15 protein-coding genes are annotated in these 16,308 nt (G+C 63.0%); 7 read left to right on the top strand and 8 right to left on the bottom strand.

Going from position 1 to position 16,308, the window contains the following annotated elements:
* Positions 1 to 78: 78 nt before the first annotated feature.
* On the top strand, positions 79 to 561 hold the full coding sequence (locus LVJ94_41980) for a hypothetical protein (protein WXB03461.1): 483 nt from the start codon (positions 79 to 81) through the stop codon (positions 559 to 561).
* On the opposite strand, the gene LVJ94_41975 is transcribed toward LVJ94_41980, so the two are convergent.
* Positions 555 to 1,178, bottom strand: a complete 624-nt coding sequence (locus LVJ94_41975) for a TetR/AcrR family transcriptional regulator (protein WXB03460.1) — start codon at positions 1,176 to 1,178, stop codon at positions 555 to 557. The two genes, LVJ94_41980 and LVJ94_41975, sit on opposite strands and share 7 nt — an antisense overlap.
* Positions 1,179 to 1,300: 122 nt before the next feature.
* Between LVJ94_41975 and LVJ94_41970 the strand changes: the two genes are divergently transcribed.
* The 5 genes from LVJ94_41970 to LVJ94_41950 all read left to right on the top strand — a co-directional run bounded on the left by LVJ94_41970 (position 1,301) and on the right by LVJ94_41950 (position 6,230).
* The gene (locus LVJ94_41970; protein WXB03459.1) at positions 1,301 to 1,903 is read left to right on the top strand and encodes a YceI family protein; all 603 of its coding nucleotides are present in this window, start codon (positions 1,301 to 1,303) and stop codon (positions 1,901 to 1,903) included.
* A 155-nt stretch (positions 1,904 to 2,058) separates the two neighbouring features.
* Positions 2,059 to 2,862, top strand: a complete 804-nt coding sequence (locus LVJ94_41965; GenBank protein WXB03458.1) for an NUDIX domain-containing protein — start codon at positions 2,059 to 2,061, stop codon at positions 2,860 to 2,862.
* A gap of 8 nt (positions 2,863 to 2,870) precedes the next feature.
* The gene (locus LVJ94_41960) at positions 2,871 to 4,352 is read left to right on the top strand and encodes a nicotinate phosphoribosyltransferase (GenBank protein ID WXB03457.1); all 1,482 of its coding nucleotides are present in this window, start codon (positions 2,871 to 2,873) and stop codon (positions 4,350 to 4,352) included.
* Positions 4,349 to 5,404 carry a nicotinamidase gene (locus LVJ94_41955; protein WXB03456.1) on the top strand — a complete coding sequence of 352 codons (1,056 nt, stop codon included), beginning with the start codon at positions 4,349 to 4,351 and terminating at the stop codon, positions 5,402 to 5,404. Before LVJ94_41960 ends, LVJ94_41955 begins: the two co-directional genes overlap by 4 nt.
* Before the next feature lie 100 nt (positions 5,405 to 5,504).
* Entirely contained in the window at positions 5,505 to 6,230 is a 726-nt protein-coding gene (locus LVJ94_41950; GenBank protein WXB03455.1) for a helix-turn-helix transcriptional regulator, read from the top strand.
* A gap of 10 nt (positions 6,231 to 6,240) precedes the next feature.
* On the opposite strand, the gene LVJ94_41945 is transcribed toward LVJ94_41950, so the two are convergent.
* The 7 genes from LVJ94_41945 to LVJ94_41915 form a co-directional block, all read right to left on the bottom strand.
* Positions 6,241 to 6,732 carry a YbaK/EbsC family protein gene (locus tag LVJ94_41945; GenBank protein WXB03454.1) on the bottom strand — a complete coding sequence of 164 codons (492 nt, stop codon included), beginning with the start codon at positions 6,730 to 6,732 and terminating at the stop codon, positions 6,241 to 6,243.
* Positions 6,729 to 7,979 (bottom strand): MFS transporter, encoded by a 1,251-nt coding sequence (locus LVJ94_41940; protein ID WXB03453.1) that lies wholly within the window; start codon positions 7,977 to 7,979, stop codon positions 6,729 to 6,731. Before LVJ94_41940 ends, LVJ94_41945 begins: the two co-directional genes overlap by 4 nt.
* A gap of 34 nt (positions 7,980 to 8,013) precedes the next feature.
* Positions 8,014 to 9,843, bottom strand: a complete 1,830-nt coding sequence (gene asnB / locus LVJ94_41935; protein ID WXB03452.1) for an asparagine synthase (glutamine-hydrolyzing) — start codon at positions 9,841 to 9,843, stop codon at positions 8,014 to 8,016.
* A gap of 22 nt (positions 9,844 to 9,865) precedes the next feature.
* On the bottom strand, positions 9,866 to 11,677 hold the full coding sequence (asnB, locus tag LVJ94_41930) for an asparagine synthase (glutamine-hydrolyzing) (protein WXB10798.1): 1,812 nt from the start codon (positions 11,675 to 11,677) through the stop codon (positions 9,866 to 9,868).
* 44 nt (positions 11,678 to 11,721) lie between these two features.
* Positions 11,722 to 12,369, bottom strand: a complete 648-nt coding sequence (locus LVJ94_41925; GenBank protein WXB03451.1) for a hypothetical protein — start codon at positions 12,367 to 12,369, stop codon at positions 11,722 to 11,724.
* Between the two features lie 3 nt (positions 12,370 to 12,372).
* Positions 12,373 to 13,365, bottom strand: a complete 993-nt coding sequence (gene aroF, locus LVJ94_41920; protein ID WXB10797.1) for a 3-deoxy-7-phosphoheptulonate synthase — start codon at positions 13,363 to 13,365, stop codon at positions 12,373 to 12,375.
* Between the two features lie 330 nt (positions 13,366 to 13,695).
* Complete coding sequence (locus LVJ94_41915; GenBank protein ID WXB03450.1) at positions 13,696 to 14,652, bottom strand: pyridoxal-phosphate dependent enzyme; 957 nt, start codon at positions 14,650 to 14,652, stop codon at positions 13,696 to 13,698.
* A 96-nt stretch (positions 14,653 to 14,748) separates the two neighbouring features.
* Between LVJ94_41915 and proS the strand changes: the two genes are divergently transcribed.
* On the top strand, positions 14,749 to 16,281 hold the full coding sequence (gene proS, locus LVJ94_41910) for a proline--tRNA ligase (GenBank protein ID WXB03449.1): 1,533 nt from the start codon (positions 14,749 to 14,751) through the stop codon (positions 16,279 to 16,281).
* Positions 16,282 to 16,308: the final 27 nt, after the last annotated feature.

Below are 16,308 nucleotides of genomic sequence, written 5' to 3'. Positions count from 1 at the left end.
CATTCACGCTATCCCATGGAAATCGCGCGGAATTTGGGGTGGGCGTGCAGGAGCGCTATTTGCACTTAGAATGGCATCATGCTTCGAGCATCTGCCATTGGTCTTGCCTCGCTCGCGCTCCTGGTGATGGCGACGGGCTGTGCCGAAACGTATCAGCAGCCCGTGCAGCCTTCCGTTCAGGGCCGAGCGAGCCTGATGGCCATCCCGCCGAGTGAGCCGGTGCCGTTCACCGAGCCGCCGTCCCCGGTCGTGTACACTGCGCCGGCCCCGCAAGCCGCACCGCCCGCGCAAGCACCGGCGACGAATCCCTCGACGACCGCGCAGATTGGACCGCTCCCCGCGCTGCCCTCGCAGGCGCCTCGGTACGAGCCGCCGCCGCCCCCTCCGCCGAAGGTCGTGTACCGGAGCTATCCCGTCTATTACGGAGGCGACTATTACTATCGCCCGCGGAGCACCTTCTCGGTGGGCTTCACGTCGGGCCCCGGCTACTACGGTCACCGGCATTGGTACCGCCCCCGTCCGTACGTGGGCTGGGGCGTGGGTTGGGGTTGGGGCTACTGACAGTTCAAGAGCCGCTTCCACACGCCGAACACCAGTTCGTGCAGCGCATCGCGTCCGCCGGCCACCTCCATTTGCCGGAGCAGCAGCTGCGCGCCCAATCCGGCTAAAATAAGCTCCGCGGTGATGCCGATGTTGGCCGGTTGAATGGACCCGGCGTCGGCAGCCCGCCGGATGCGGCGCACGAGTTCGCGCACGCGCCACGCGTAGACGGGGGCCTTGAATCGGTCGGTGCGCGAATACGATTCGGCCTCGCCGAGCAGGTGGGCGTTGTCCGCGTGGAAGGCGAAGAGCGCGTCGAGGAACACGGTGAGGCGCTCGTAGGCGGTCGCCTCCTTGGGCAGGCCGAAGTCGGCGAGCACGTTCTCTTGCAGCTCGCGCTCGTTCTCGTCGAGCAGGGCCAGGCATAGGGTGCTGCGATCGACGAAGCGCCGGAAGACCGTGCCTTTTCCCACGCCCGCGGCGCGCGCGACATCGTCCATGCCGATCGCTTCGATGGGGCGCTTGGCCAGGAGCTTGCGCGTTGCGTTGAGGATTCGAACGCGGTTTCGCGCCGCATCAGCCCGCTCGGCGATGGGCTCCGGCCGGCCCTGGATCGGCAGCGAGACGCGCTTCGTCATCGAACGGAAGGATGGGGCAAGCGGCAATTCATGTCGAGGTCTTGACGAAGCGGACCCCGGTCCGCATAACCTCGAGCGCTAACCGGACTCGGGTCCGGATCCTACTTAGGAGGGATGACGCCGTGAAGATTGGAAAGCTGCTCTCGAAGACCGTGGCCGTGCTCCTCATTGCCGCCGCCCCCGCCACCGTGTTTGCTGCCGATTGGGACGTCGACGCAGGGCATAGCCGCGTCGGTTTCGGCGTCAAACACATGCTGGTGTCGACCACCCGCGGCACCTTCTCCCGCTTCGCGGGCGTGATTGGCATCGACGACGCGGACGTCACCAAGTCGCGCGTGCACATCGACATCGAGGCTGCCTCGATCAACACCGACAACACGAAGCGCGACGACCACCTCAAGTCGCCGGACTTCCTCGACGTGGGCAAATACCCGAAGATCGTGTTCGATTCGACCAAGGTCGAGCGAGCAGGCGCCGATCGCCTCAACGTGACGGGCAACCTCACCATCAAGGGCGTCACCCGCCCCGTGGTCCTCAGCGTGAGCGGTCTCACCCCCGAGGTGAAAGATCCCTGGGGCGGCATCCGCCGCGCCGCGCAGGCCTCGACGAAGATCAACCGCAAGGACTTCGGCATGACCTGGAACAAGGCCATCGAGGGTGGCGGCGTGGTCGTGAGTGACGAAGTTCAGATCGATCTCGAGGTCGAGCTGACCAAGAAGAAGTGATTTTAGAAGTCACCCCCTCCCAGCCTCCCCCGGAGGGGGAGGGGCCGTAACGTCGAGCTCTCGCGCAAAGACGTTTCGGCTCCCTCCCCCGGAGGGGGAGGGTAGGGGTGGGGGAGTTGACTTATATTCGGACCGCATATATGTTGTTTGCATATATGGCGGCTGGAGCGGACAGAAGTACCAAAAGCGCGGGCGCGGAGCCTGCTGCCGCCGAAACGCCTGAGGAGGCCGCTTTTCTGGAGCGGTACGACCCGGCGGAGTTCGAGCGGCCGTCCGTGACGGTGGACGTGGTCCTGCTCACGGCGCGCGATGGCGAGCTGTACACGCTGGTGGTCCAGCGGGCCGACCCGCCGGCCAAAGGGCGCTGGGCGCTGCCGGGTGGGTTCGTGCGCATTCGCGAGCCGCTCGAGGACGCCGCCCATCGGGTCCTGCGGACCAAGTGCTCGCTCGAAAGCGTCTACGTCGAGCAGCTCTGCACCTTTGGCCAGCCGGATCGCGATCCGCGCATGCGCGTCATCTCCGTGGGGTACTTTGCGCTCGTCGATGCGCGCCGATTCGATCGTGCGTGCCAGGCGCAAAGCGGCAAACGCCACGTCACGATGGCGCGCATCGTCGTTCCATGGAACGGCGAGACCGGCGGCGACGTGCACCTCGTCGATGCCCAAGGCGAATCCCTCCCGCTGGCGTTCGACCATGCCGACATTCTCTCCGTCGCGGTGAAACGCATTCGCGGTAAGCTCGATTATTCGCCCATTGGATTTCAGCTCCTGCCGGAGCGCTTCACCCTCCTCGCGCTCCAGAGCGTGCACGAGACCGTGCTCGGACGAAAGTTGAACAAAGATTCCTTTCGCCGCCGCATGCTGTCATCGGGCGAGCTCGTCGCCACCGGGGAAATGCAAAGTGGCGTCGATCATAGGCCGGCCGAACTTTATCGATTTCTCAAACGATCTGCGATTTGAGGCGTCCCATGTCTCTTCTTCATACCGATGGCTACAAGTTCAGCATGGCGGAAGCCGGGTGGCCTCTTCGTCAGGAGACCTTCTACTACGCGCACCGAAAGGGCGCGGCCGCCGTACTGCCCTTCGATGCGGAGGCCGAGGTGCGGAAGCTCATGCCCGAGCCGACGGAAGAGGACTATCGCTACCTCGCCAGCCACGAATACGAAATGGGGGCCGGCTTCAAAGCCGCCGTCCTCCGTCGCGATCGTGTGATCATCCGGGCGCTGCCCAAGGGCGCCTGGTTCCTCCCCCGCGAGCCGGCCTTTTCCCTGTCGGGTCCCTCGGCGCTGATCTCCTGGCTCGAGCCGCAGGTTCTGCACCTTCACTATCGCATCCAGATTGCCACCCTCGCGTTGACCGATCCGGCGGCCCTCGCCGCGGAGGTGGCCACCGTCACGTGCGACGATCAAAAGAACATCGTGCTCGCCACATTGGACTCCGTCGGGGTGCGGGCGCCGGTCGCCATCACCGTCGACTCCGATGCTTATTTCCAGCGCGTGAAAGCGTGCGCCGCGCAATTGGCCAGCATCGTGGGCGACCCGGCGCGCATTTTCGAAGTCGGGCTTCGCGCTGCGACATGCCTTTCGCAACATGCGATTGCGCTCGAAGCGTGCAAAGCCGCGGGCGTTCGCAGGACCAGCCACGTCGCGGCGGCGCGCGCCCTGGACATGATTCCCGTGGGCACGATGGGGCACGAGCACGTGCAGCGTTATGGCTCGGACGAAGCTGCCTTTCGCGCGATGCGCGATCGCCGTCCGGGGCGCTCGAGCTACTTGCTCGACACGTTCGATACGATTCGCTCGGGCATTCCCGCCGCCTACCGCCTCATGGAGGAGGGGTACCAGAGCGGCGATTCCATTCGCTACGACTCGGGCGACAAAGAGGCACAATACCGATTCGCCGCCAAGGAAGCGCGCAAGCGCGGCATCCGTTCGGTGCAGATCCTCGAAGACGGATTCGATGCCGCGCTCACCGAGAAGTTCGAAGTGCTGCGCCGCGAAGTCGGATGGGGCCCTGACGAGCAGTTTTACGGATATGGCGGTTACCTGATCGCCCGAACCAGCGGCACGTCGTTGGTGCGCGACCGGGTTGCGGCGGTTTACAAATTGAGCCAAACGGCGACGTCCCCCACGATGAAGTTCGGTGACGACGACCATGCGGGCAAAGAGAGCGTCCCCGGCAACCCCGTGGTGTTTCGCCGCCGCAGCGGCGATGTGCGCGGAGGACCTCGCGGCGTCATCGGCCAGGTCGGCGAGCCCCCGCCCGCGGGGTACGTGCAGCTCACGGGCGAGGTCGCGGAAGTCGATGGTCAAGGTCGCGGCCTTGGGAGCACTCGCCCCGAGGGAGCGCGTGGCGCGCACGACGTCGCGCTTTCGCCCGAAACGGTGGCCATGGCGACGAAGCTCCGCCAGCAGCGCGAGGCCTTGGTCGAAAGGCAGGCCTTCGCATGAATCCGCTCCCGCTACCGTCGTTCTTCGACCCGAAGAACGCCGAGCGCCACGCCTACGATCCCGATCAAGCGCGCCTTCTGCCCGCGGCGGCGGCGTGGCGGCGCGAGCACGGAATCACGCCTTCGTCGGAGGACGCGCGCACGTCGCGAAAGACGCACCTGCTGCTGATCGACGTGCAGAAGGACTTTTGCTTCCCGGAAGGCTCTCTGTACGTGGCCGGCCGCAGCGGTCGCGGTGCGTTGGACGACAATCGCCGCACGGCGGAGTTCATCTATCGGAACTTGGGCGCCATTACCGATATTACGGCGACGTTCGATACGCATTACGCATTTCAAATTTTCTTTCCGTCGTTTTGGGTCGACGCCCACGGAGCCCCGCTCGCGCCGTTCCGCGAAATCTCGGTGAGCGACATCGACGCGGGGGCGGTGAAGCCCAATTCCGAGATTGCGGCGTGGCTTTGCGGCGGCGATGAAGCCTGGCTGCTCGAGCAAGTGCGCCACTACTGCGCGGAGCTGGAAAAGGCGGGCAAGTACCGACTCTATTTGTGGCCCCCGCACTGCATCTTGGGCAGCGCGGGCCATGCCCTCGCCGGCGTTCTCCATGAGGCACGACTGTTTCACGCGTTTGCCCGCAGCACGCAATCGTGGAGCGAAATCAAAGGCGGCCACGCGCTGACCGAGAATTACTCGGTGCTGCGCCCCGAGGTGCTCTCGCGCCACGACGGTGGGAGGCTTGCCGAGGCCAATTCGTCCTTCCTGAAGACGCTGCTCGCAGCCGATCGCGTGATCATCGCCGGCCAGGCGGCGAGCCACTGCGTGAAGAGCTCGATCGACGATCTGCTCGACGCGATCCAACAGCACGATCCGAAGTTGGCCCGCAAGGTCTACCTCCTCGGCGACTGCATGTCCTCCGTCACGGTGCCCGATGGCCAGGGCGGATTTGCCGCGGACTTCACCCCGCAGGCGGAGGCCGCGTTCGAGCGCTACCGCGAGGCGGGCATGCGCATCGTGCGCTCCACCGAGCCCATGGAGGCTTGGCCGGCGTTTCGTTGACATCCGTGAAGTTCGCGACGCCGCGAGCAACTCGAGATTCGTTGCTTTTGTGGTGATCGAGGATTTGCTCTAGAAGCGGATCGGGGCGGGCGAGGCGAGCATGCAGCGTACGTTCGATCAAAATCTGAGGCTCATCTTCGATCAGATGCCCGGTTTCTGGGGCTGCAAGGATGACGAATCCGTCTTCATGTACGCCAACGAACTGTACGGGCAGTTGATGGGGCTTCCACATCATCTCGATGTGATAGGCCGCACCGACTTCGACATGCCGTGCGACACCGTCGTCTGCGCGGAGTCGTTTCGGGCGCAGGATCGGCAGGTTTTGCAGGCGCGACAGCCGATGAACATTCTGGACGTTCATCGTTTTGCCGGCGGGGAGTGGAAAGCCTTCATCGTGACGAAAGTGCCGTTGTACGACGAGAACGGCGACGTTGCGGGGAGCATCTTCCACGGACGCGATATTACGTCTCCGTCGACCATCGAATTGGGAACGCTCCTCGGCCGCATCCACGCAGATGCGAGCTTCGCGGGCGCGCTGGATCAGGGCAGCTATCTGCTGGACGATTCGCGCGAAGTCGATTCGTTGACCAAGCGTGAGTCGGAGGTGCTGTTCTTCTTGATTCGCGGTAAGTCTGCAAAGGAAATTGCGAACCTGCTTTCACTGTCCTACAGGACCGTCGAGCAATACGTCGATGCCATCAAGAGCAAATTCGACGCTCATTCGAAATCCGACCTGATCGAAGCCGCGATTTCGCGCGGATACATGCACAGAATTCCCCATTCTTTGTTCTCCCGTCAGCTGTCCGTTGCGCTGCGCCCTGGATGATTTCGCGGGCTCATTCTTCGACCACGGGACGAGCACGATCCGTGAGATTGACGATTCGAGCTCTCGCGGCCTGCACAAGGTGCGTCGGCTGGATGAGAATCTCATGCCCCCACATTCCCGCACCGACGCCGAGCACCGGCTCGTCGAGAAGGGATGCTTCGACGTACGTGGCGAACCCCGGGGGTTGCCAATGAAAGGGCGGAATCGACCCGATCTCGTAACCCGTGGTGGCGAGTACGATCTCCGGTGCGGCCATGCGAACGTCGCGTGAGCCGACGGCTTTCTTCAGGTGCCCCGAGATGGCATTCTGATCGCCTCCCAACAACACGGCCACACACGACCCGGATCCGGTTTGAAAGAGGATGGTTTTCACCATGCGCCGCTCCGGCTGTCCGAGCGCGCGTGCGACGCTCGCCGCACCTTTCTCGATCGAAGTCGGAAACGTCACGGGCTCGTACGGAATGCCCTGATGGTCGAGAAATTCATGAGAAGGGAGTTTCATGTGCCAGCCGATTTCATCCTATGAGCGACCCACAGAGACGCTGGAAACGCAATGGCCAATAAGGCCGTCGCTGCGACGGTCACGGCCGTCGCACGATCGGACCCGAGGCTCATGATCCACACTCCGAACGCGGCGGCCGCGTAGAGGATGGACATATTCCAGGACAGCGCGACGGCGGTAAAGCCGGCGGACATTCCGGCGATGAGGGTTTGCTGGTTGGTGTCGAAGGCGCCCGCGACCGTAAACCAGAGCCCGATCGCCACGAGCGACAACCATAGCCGAGGCGCGCAGATCGCCAGGGCAAGTGTGACGAGGAGCACGCCGATCCAAGCGGAAAGCAGCAGGGATTCGGTGCGGCCGCGCGCGCGAACGCGATCTCCCAGGCGCCCGCCCAGGGCCGAGCCGACGAACATGCCCATCCCGCTGAACAATCCGATGAACCCAAGCGATGTCACGGACAAGTGGTGTTTTTGCGCGAGCAGGTCGGACAAGAAGGTGTATCCCCCCAGGTTCGCCGCGTGGAACAGGAACGTTACCAAAATCGTATACCGGAGGCCGCTCACTCTCCATACCGAGAACAAGGTACGCAGCTCCGCTCGGAGATCGAGCCGAGCCTTCATTTGCTGGGAGGGATCGGCTCCACGGAGCTTCCACCAGAGAAATGGGAGCATGCATGCGGAGGCGAGGGCGAGGGCTCCGAACGATGCGTGCCAGCCCATGTTGGCGGCGATGAACGCCCCAATGGGTACTCCGAATACCTGGCCAATCGCGAAGCTTCCCATGCCTGCGCCAATGGCCGTCCCCCGAAATTCTTCCGCGGCAGTCTGCGCGATCCACGTCCATATGGCGGGCCCCGCCAGGGCTACCCCGAGGCCGGCGAGCGCCCGGACCACGACGAGCACGAGGTAGTCGCTGCTGAACGTGGCAATGGCATTGGCACTTGCGAAAACGACCGCTCCCCCCGTAACCAGCATTCGCGCTCCCCACTTCGCGTAGCCAAGGCCGAGCACGGGGCCGATGAGCGCCTGAATCAGAACGTACGCCGTGACCAAGCCGGCGGCGCTCGTGATGGGAATGGCCAAATCCGCCGCGATGGTGGGCAGGAGGGGGGAGACCAGGTACATCTCGGCGCCAAAGAGGAACAGCAGCGCATACAGCACGGCGTACTTGGCCAAGGATGCCCACAAGGAAAAGGAGTTTTCCGTGCCAGAGGCTTCGGCTTCACCTACTGCCGTTTCGTTGCTCATTCGGTGGTCGTCCTTCGGAGTAGTAACGGGCTTTTCAGAGTGGCAGCGTTGGCTGGTAAATTTCGAGCCAATGGGCGAAATTGAGAATGACCTCGCTGGCGACGTTTCCAATCAAACTACCTGGCTCGGAAGCCGTTGCCGCGATTCTCAGCTCGTCTTCGTCGAACAAGTCGAACAGTGGACCGTTCGAGTCGAGCAGGCGGTCGCACAACTGCTTACGTATTGCTTCCGAGTAGGCAGGATCGGGGGTGGTTGGATAAGGACTCTTCGGGCGCATCAAGATGGATTCTGGCACGATGTCGCCCATCGCGGCCCGTAAGACGCTTTTTTCGCGAGAGTCGGCATACTTCATGGCCCAGGGAAGCCCATATACGTAATCGACGAGACGATGGTCGCAGAACGGAACACGGACTTCCAAACCCACCGCCATGCTGAGGCGATCTTTCCTGTCCAATAGCGTCGGCAAGAATCGAGTCAAGGCGAGATGGCAAACTTCGCGCATTCGTCGCTCGACGGCATCCTCCGCTCCCTGCCGAGGTACCTCAGCGATCGCGGCTTCGTACTCCGCCGCCACGTAATCGCCGACCCCGAGCCTGGCAACGAGGTCCTTGCGGAACAACTTGACGATCCGCTGGTGGAGACGTCCATGCGCGGGTGAGTCCGACATCCAAGGGAAGGTATCCGCCGCGACCGCATCGGGGTGATGGAACCAGCGGTATCCGGCAAACACTTCGTCGGCCGATTCTCCCGACAAAGCCACGGTCGAATGCTGTTTGATGGCCTTGCATAGCAAGTAGAGGCTAATGTCCAGATCTCCAATTCCCAGCGGCAAATCGCGCGCCTCCACGCATGCCGTGCGCGCTTCCGGTGATGCGAGCTGGGAACCATGAAGCACGATGTTGGCGTGCTCCGTTTTCAGATGGCGTACGGCTTCGATCACGTAGGGCGCGTCCTCCGTGCTGCGGGCCAACGACGGATCGGCGACGAAGTCGACCGAAAACGAGCGTACCGGCTTGTCGTGCAGCGCATTTCTCGCCAGCGCGGTGATCGCCGTCGAGTCGAGGCCGCCGGAAAGCAGGGTGCACAACGGCACGTCCGCGATCATCTGCCGGCGAACCGTGTCGGCCAACAGCTCACGGACGGTGCCTACGACACGTCCCCAGGTATCGCGATTCGTACGCGTCGTGGCCGGGCTCCAATAGGCGTACTCGCGAGTCCTCTCACTCGTTCGAGAGATGATGTGTCCAGGGAGGACTTCCCGTATTCCGGCGTAAGGGGTCCGCCCTGGAAGCTTGAGCAGCGGCAGCATCAATTGGACGAGGCCCTCCGAATCGACGCGCGGTGATGCCGCGTCGTGGGCGAGAATGGCTTTTGGTTCGGACCCAAAGATGATCCCATTGGGTGTCATTTTGTAATAGAGTGGCTTGATCCCGAGTCGATCTCGCACCAGCCACAGCTGACGCTGGGATGCATTCCAAATTGCAAACGCGTACATCCCGTTGAATCGCTGGACGCACTCGGCTCCCCATGCCGCCCACGCCGCCAGAACGACCTCCGTGTCGCTCTCCGTATCGAATCGATGCCCGAGATCTCGCAGCTCCGTCCGAAGCTCGCGGTAGTTGTAAAGCTCGCCGCTGTACGTCAATACGAGAGCCGGGGCGTCTCCCCGTTGGAGCGACATGGGTTGCCGGCCGCCTTCGATATCGACGATGGCCAACCGACGGTGCCCCAATCGCACGAAGTCGTCGGCCCAATGCCCGCCGGCGTCTGGTCCTCTTCGGAACATCGTCTCGATCATCCGATCGAGCGTGCCCATGTCGTTTGGGAGACCCGTGTAATCGAGGTACCCTGCTATTCCGCACATGAATCTCTCCCGCGGGTGCCGATCAATGGATTCGCACTCGGTAGGTTCTTAGCCACGAATTGACGTTGAGCAGAAAGTTCAGCCCCGCGGTTTGGCTGCTCGAAGCGCGGGGGCTCGGCAGCGGCTCCCCGGCGTTTAAGCGACGGCGCACCTCCACGCGGTCGACCAAATCGAAGACCGGAGCGTTCACGTCGAGCAGCAACTCGTCGACCCGCTCTCGCAGCGAGCGCACGTAGCCGGGATGCGGGTTGGCCGGGAATGCACTCTTGCGTCGATGTACAATCTGCGCGGGGAGGAGATCTCGCACCGCGCGGCGCAAGAGTCCCTTCTCCATGTCTCCTGCCGTCTTCATGCTCCACGGCACGTTCCAGAGGTACTCGACGAGCCGATGGTCGCAGAATGGAACTCGCACTTCCAGCCCACTCGCCATGCTCATTCGGTCCTTTCGATCCAGAAGTGCGGGCAGCCACCGGGTGAGTGCCAAGTACGCTACCTCCCGTATCCTGGCATCTTCGCGCGTATCCTGCCCTAGCTTCGGTACCTCTCCGAGCGAGCGTCGGTAACTATCGTGAGCGTACTCCAACGGGCGTACCCTTCGGCGTACGTCTTCGGTGAGAAGCGCGCTAGGGCCTTGTTTCCCAGCCATCCATGGAAATCCATCGTGCGAGAGCGCCGCAGGATCTCGGAAGAACGGGTATCCGCCGAATACCTCGTCGGCCGACTCGCCGGACAGAGCGACGGTCGCGTGCTCGCGTACTTTGGCGAAGAGCAAATAGAGGGAGACGTCCATCTCACCCCACCCAGGTAAGTCCCTTGCCATCAAGACGCGGTTCTCGAACGCGAGCACGTCCTCGGGCTGCACCACGATGGTCGTGTGCTGGCTCCCGACATGCGCCGCGACTTGCGCCACATACGGCTCATCGAGACTGTCGTGCCATTCCGTTCGTCGGAAGGAACTCTCGCTGTTCGGAAAATCGACCGAGTACGTCGAGATTTTCCCCGCCCCGTGTGCCGCGAGTTTTTCGGCTGCGAGCGCGGTGATGGCGCTGGAGTCGACTCCACCCGAGAGGAGAGAGCCCAATGGGACATCGGCCACCATCTGGCGAGAGACGGTGTCGCTGAGCAGCGCCCGTACGCGCTGGGTCGTCGTCTCCAGATCATCGGTGTGGAGGTTGGGCCGCAATTTCCAGTATGCCATCTCCTCGACGCCGCGCCGATTGGCACGCACTACATGGCCAGGTCGTACCTGGCGCAATCCGCGGTAGACGCCATGCCCAGGGGTAGGAGCATTGGGAAGCACGAACAGCTCGGCGATGCCCTCGTCATCGAGCTCTGGAGAAAATAGAGGATTCGCGAGGACCGCTTTTGGCTCCGAGCCAAATAGCATACCGCCGCCATAAGGATAGTAATACAACGGCTTGATGCCGAGGCGATCTCGAACGAGCAAAAGCTCGGAGCGGGGTTCGTCCCAAATCGCAAACGCACACATCCCATTGAATCTCGCGACGCAGTCGACGCCCCATTGTAGATAGGCGCGAAGTACGACCTCCGTATCGGATCTCGATCGAAAACGGTGGCCGTGTGCGGCGAGTTCCGTACGAAGCTCGCTGAAATTGTAGACTTCGCCGCTGTAACTGATCACCGTCGCGGCAGCATCGTCCGACTCCATGGGCTGTTGGCCGCCAACCAGATCGATGACGGCGAGCCGGCGATGGCCCAAGAATGCCCGTTGAGAGACCCAGAGCCCTCCCGTATCCGGGCCACGAAGGGACATGGTTCGGGTCATCGCCTCCAGCGTTGGACGTTCCGCCCGCAAATCACGCTCCCAATCCACCCAACCAGTGATTCCACACACGTCAGTCGTTCCTTTCTAGAATCTCAGGGATGCGCCGGCAGATCCGATGCGAGCGCCGACCATTGGCAGCCGTGAACCTCTCCATCCGAGAACAGCTCGTGTCGAGGTGCGTACCCTTTTGCCATGATGTTCGCGGCGACCGCTTTGGTGCAATAATCACAAGGAGAGTCTAGTGTGATGGGGATGCCGCGTTTTCGCGCACGTTCACGATAATTCCATATTCCACAACGGGAAATGCGGATTGTTGCGCACGCCGGCTCGGATTCGAGTACCGCGATCGCTGAATCGTAATTCTCCAACTGCCGGCGCAGACGGTCGATGACATCGGCGGCGCCACACCCACGGTCGGGCTCGATCATCGCGTAAATGCGAGCGTTTGCCAAAGCCCACGTTTGCATCGCTGCGTGTCCGAAATGACCGACCAGGAATCTTTCCATGAGCGCCTGGCCGCGGAAGAATATGCGCTGCCAAGCGAGATGATCGCCATCCCCCTCACCTGGCAAGTCGCGAAAAATATCGGCCTGTACGCCGAGCCATGCTGGCAAGGTGTCTCGAGCGTGCCGTTCCGCAAGGTAGTTGGTCATTCCTGCGACGGCTTCGAACAGTCTTTGCTGCCATAGCTGGGCACGCTCCTCCGTCGTCATGGAGGCATCGACGATCGCTTGGCTCATGGTTCAATTCTTCGGTTTCGAAGTTGAGGATAGGCGTGCAAGCGGTCGATTCACCGCAGTGAGGATCCGATCGAGGGACCCCATGAGGCTCGCAAACTGCTCCGGAGCGAGGGCTTGATTGGCGTCGCATAGAGCCTCTCTCGAGTCGACGTGTACGTCGATGATGAGCCCGTCGGCACCGACGGCCGCTGCTGCCAGCGCGAGTGGCTTGACCAAGTCGACGCGCCCGCTCGAATGGCTTGGATCGACAATCACGGGAAGGTGGCTCAAACTCTTGACCACCGGCACGGCACTTAGATCCAACGTAAAGCGCGTGGAATTCTCGTAGGTGCGAATCCCTCGCTCACAAAGGACGACTTGAAAGTTGCCTTCAGATAAGATGTATTCCGCGGCCGATAACCATTCTTCGACCGTCGCACTGATGCCTCTCTTGAGTAGTACGGGGCGCCCCGAGCGTCCGACCGCTTTGAGAAGCGGAAAGTTCTGCATGTTTCGCGCTCCGATTTGCAGCATGTCCGAGCTGCGCGCCACGCGATCGACCTGCGACGGTTCGAGCACTTCGGTGACCGTGGGCATTCCTGTCCTATGGCGCGTCCGATCCAGCATATCGAGACCAGACTCCCCGAGTCCCTGAAAGCTGTAGGGCGACGTCCGCGGTTTGAATGCGCCGCCGCGTAGTAACACGGCCCCTCGCTGGACGACGGCATCCGCGGTTGCACCGAGAAGCTCCTCGCTCTCGACCGCGCAAGGGCCAGCCGCGACGACGAACTCGTTTCCGCCGATGGCAATCCTCCCTCGCTCGAGGGTCACCGTGCTGGACTCCGAACGATAGCAGCGAGAGGTGAGGCGGCAGCTATCGGATGTCGTCACGACGTGGCTGACACCTGGGAGAGTTCCTACCCACTTTCTCCTTTCCTCCGACACGGCTCTTTCAACCACCAGGACGCATGGTTTGCTCTGCGCGCCGAGCGTAGATGGCAAACCCGCGGCGGTCATGTTTGAGACGATTTGTTCGATTTGATAAGTGGATATCTGATCGTCCAGGACGACAATCATGTTCGTTGTCCTTTTGCGGTGACGCGTCGGTTACGAAGATGTTTCGGAGAGTTCTCCGAGCTCTATCGATGTCGAGTGAATCGCAACGCGAGAGCGGCAGTAAGATGGCCCAGACGATAGGTACGGTCGTTTCGGCTCGCATCCGTAGTGACTACGGATGTTCTGGACTCGTACGGCGCTCATCGAAAAAGAGAGCCATGCGTGGCTTTGGCGAACAACGAATCCGTGCGAAGGCCGACTGTGGAGCGATCGCTAGCGCCGTAGCTCGAATTAAGCTTGGCGCCACCGCTGAACGTCGTCGAACGTGGCGTTGCCACCGCACACGACGAGCCCCAAAACGCCGTCGCCGCCCACGCGTTCGATCACCTGGCGGGCGGCAGGAACGAGGCAGCCGGCGGCCGGCTCCGCCCAGACTTTTGCCCACTCGGCGAGTGCGAGCGTGCCCGTGATGGCCTGGGCGTCGGAGACGACGAACACGTGCTCGACCAAAGCTTTCACGTGCTCCAGCGTTCGCTCGGTCACCGTGGGCGCGCTCAGGGTGGTCGCAATCGACGTTGGCTTGATGGTCACCGGACGGCCTTCGGCGAGCGCCCGCGACATGCTGTTGGCGCCGTCGGTTTCGACGCCCCAAATGCGCAGACTCGGCTTCATCGCCTTCATGGCCGTCGCGACACCGGAGATGAGGCCCCCGCCCCCGATGCTGACCACGACGTCGGTCAGATCGGGTACGTCGCGAATGAACTCGAGCCCGAGGGTGCCATGCCCCTCGATGATCTCAGGATCGTCGTAGCCATGGATGTACGTCAGGCCTGCACGGCGATTTTCTTCGGCGAGCGCGAAGGCGATGGAAACGTCGGCCGCCAGAAGCAACCGCGCGCCATCGGCCGCGACGCGCTCCTTGGACCGTGCGGGGGCGGCGTCGGGCATCACCACGGTCGCGGCGATGCCCATGGTGCGCGCGATGTTCGCGATGGCGATGCCATGGTTGCCGCCGCTGACGGTGATCAGTCCTTTCGAGCGCTCCGCATCGGACAGGGAGGCGAGTCGGTTCACGATGCCCCGCGCTTTGAAACAACCGCAGCGCTGGAGGTTTTCCAGTTTGAGCGCCGTTCGGCATCCGAGGTGCGCGGAGAGGCCGTCGCTCACCACCGCCGGCGTGCGCGTGACGTGCGCGGCGATGGTCTTTTCGGCGGCTGCGATTCGTTCGACCGAGATGAGAAGGCTCATGAGTGACCCCTCGTTAGGATAGATCGGCGCAGGCGGGGGAGGTAGTTCAGCCAGGGTCGCGGGTCGTGGTATACGGGTCGGACTGGAGGAAGCACCGTGGCCAAGAACGAGAAGAGCGCCATTTCGCCGACGCGAGCCCAAGACTATGCCGAATGGTACCAGGAGGTCGTGCGCGCGGCCGATCTGGCCGAGACGTCGCCGGTGCGCGGCTGCATGGTCATCAAGCCGTGGGGCTACGCTCTGTGGGAAAATATCCAGCGCGAGATGGATCGCATGTTCAAGGCCACGGGGCACAAGAACGCGTACTTCCCGCTCTTCATCCCCAAGTCGTTCCTGGAGAAAGAAGCCGAGCACGTGGCTGGCTTCGCCAAGGAATGCGCCGTGGTCACGCACCATCGCTTGGTGGAAGGACCCGAGGGCGGCCTGGTGGTCGATCCCGAGGCCAAGCTCGAGGAACCGCTCATCGTGCGGCCCACCTCGGAGACCATCATCGGCGCTGTCTTCGCCAAATGGGTGCAGAGCTACCGCGACCTGCCGCTGCTCATCAATCAATGGGCAAACGTGGTGCGCTGGGAGCTGCGTACGCGCCTCTTTTTGCGCACGGCGGAGTTTCTCTGGCAGGAGGGCCACACGGCCCACGCCACCGAGGCGGAGGCGCGGCACGAGACGAAGCAGATGCTCGACGTGTACGCCACCTTCGCGCAGGACTACATGGCCATGCCGGTGCTCAAGGGCCCGAAGACGGCCAGCGAGCGCTTCCCCGGCGCCGTCGACACGTTCGCCATCGAGGCCATGATGCAGGACAAAAAAGCCCTGCAGGCCGGCACGTCGCACTTCCTCGGGCAGAACTTTTCGCGCGCGTCCGAGATCAAGTTCCAGACGAAGGAAGAGACCTACGAGTATGCCTGGACCACCTCGTGGGGTTCGTCCACGCGCCTCATCGGCGGTCTGGTGATGACCCACTCGGACGACGACGGCCTGGTCGTTCCGCCGCGCCTCGCGCCCTCCCACGTGGCCATTTGGCCGGTTTTCCGCGGCGACGAAGGCCGCGAGAAGATCGTGGAGTACATTCAGGCCTTCGCCAACGAGCTGCGTGACGTGGCCCTCTGGGGTCGCGCGCTCGAGGTCGAGGTGGACATGCGCGACATCCGCGGCGGCGACAAGCAGTGGGAGTGGGTCAAGAAGGGCGTGCCCGTGCGCATCGAAATCGGCCCGCGCGACGTCGACGGCGGCGTGGTGACGGTGGCGCGCCGCGACCGCTCGCCGCGCGAAAAGGAGACGTTCACGCGCGCGGAGGCGCCGGCGAAGATCCGCGCCATCCTGGAGGAGCAGCAGCGCGGCCTCTTCGAGCGCGCGTCCAAGTTCCGCGACGAGAACACGCGCGTGATCGACGACTACCGTGCGCTAGGCAGCTTCTTCGACAAGGAAGGAGGCGGCTTCGCGCTCGTGCACTGGGATGGCACGCCCGAGACCGAGGTGAAGTTCAAAGAGGACTACAAAGCGACCATCCGCTGCCTCGCCGAGCCACCGCCCGGTGTGGCCTGGGCCGATCGCTTGCTCGAGTCGGGCAAGTGCGTCGTGAGCGGCCAGCCCAGCGCGCGCCGCGTGGTGCTCGCCCGCTCGTACTGATGGCCCTAGAAGGTGTACTTTCGACTG

Source organism: Sorangiineae bacterium MSr11367 (genome assembly GCA_037157805.1).
In the GTDB taxonomy this organism is placed as follows: Bacteria; Myxococcota_A; Polyangia; order Polyangiales; family Polyangiaceae; genus Pendulispora; species Pendulispora rubella.
The sequence above is the reverse complement of the archived record's forward strand: the minus strand, read 5'-3'. Positions and strand labels throughout refer to the sequence as shown.

Bases quoted from the DNA above. Each gene is read 5' to 3' on its own strand.
- LVJ94_41980 (WXB03461.1), top strand. From the start codon at position 79: ATGCTTCGAGCATCTGCCATTGGTCTTGCCTCGCTCGCGCTCCTGGTG.
- LVJ94_41975 (WXB03460.1), bottom strand. From the start codon at position 1,178: ATGACGAAGCGCGTCTCGCTGCCGATCCAGGGCCGGCCGGAGCCCATC.
- LVJ94_41965 (WXB03458.1), top strand. From the start codon at position 2,059: ATGGCGGCTGGAGCGGACAGAAGTACCAAAAGCGCGGGCGCGGAGCCT.
- LVJ94_41960 (WXB03457.1), top strand. From the start codon at position 2,871: ATGTCTCTTCTTCATACCGATGGCTACAAGTTCAGCATGGCGGAAGCC.
- LVJ94_41955 (WXB03456.1), top strand. From the start codon at position 4,349: ATGAATCCGCTCCCGCTACCGTCGTTCTTCGACCCGAAGAACGCCGAG.
- LVJ94_41950 (WXB03455.1), top strand. From the start codon at position 5,505: ATGCAGCGTACGTTCGATCAAAATCTGAGGCTCATCTTCGATCAGATG.
- LVJ94_41945 (WXB03454.1), bottom strand. From the start codon at position 6,732: ATGAAACTCCCTTCTCATGAATTTCTCGACCATCAGGGCATTCCGTAC.
- LVJ94_41940 (WXB03453.1), bottom strand. From the start codon at position 7,979: ATGAGCAACGAAACGGCAGTAGGTGAAGCCGAAGCCTCTGGCACGGAA.
- asnB (WXB03452.1), bottom strand. From the start codon at position 9,843: ATGTGCGGAATAGCAGGGTACCTCGATTACACGGGTCTCCCAAACGAC.
- LVJ94_41925 (WXB03451.1), bottom strand. From the start codon at position 12,369: ATGAGCCAAGCGATCGTCGATGCCTCCATGACGACGGAGGAGCGTGCC.
- aroF (WXB10797.1), bottom strand. From the start codon at position 13,365: ATGACCGCCGCGGGTTTGCCATCTACGCTCGGCGCGCAGAGCAAACCA.
- LVJ94_41915 (WXB03450.1), bottom strand. From the start codon at position 14,652: ATGAGCCTTCTCATCTCGGTCGAACGAATCGCAGCCGCCGAAAAGACC.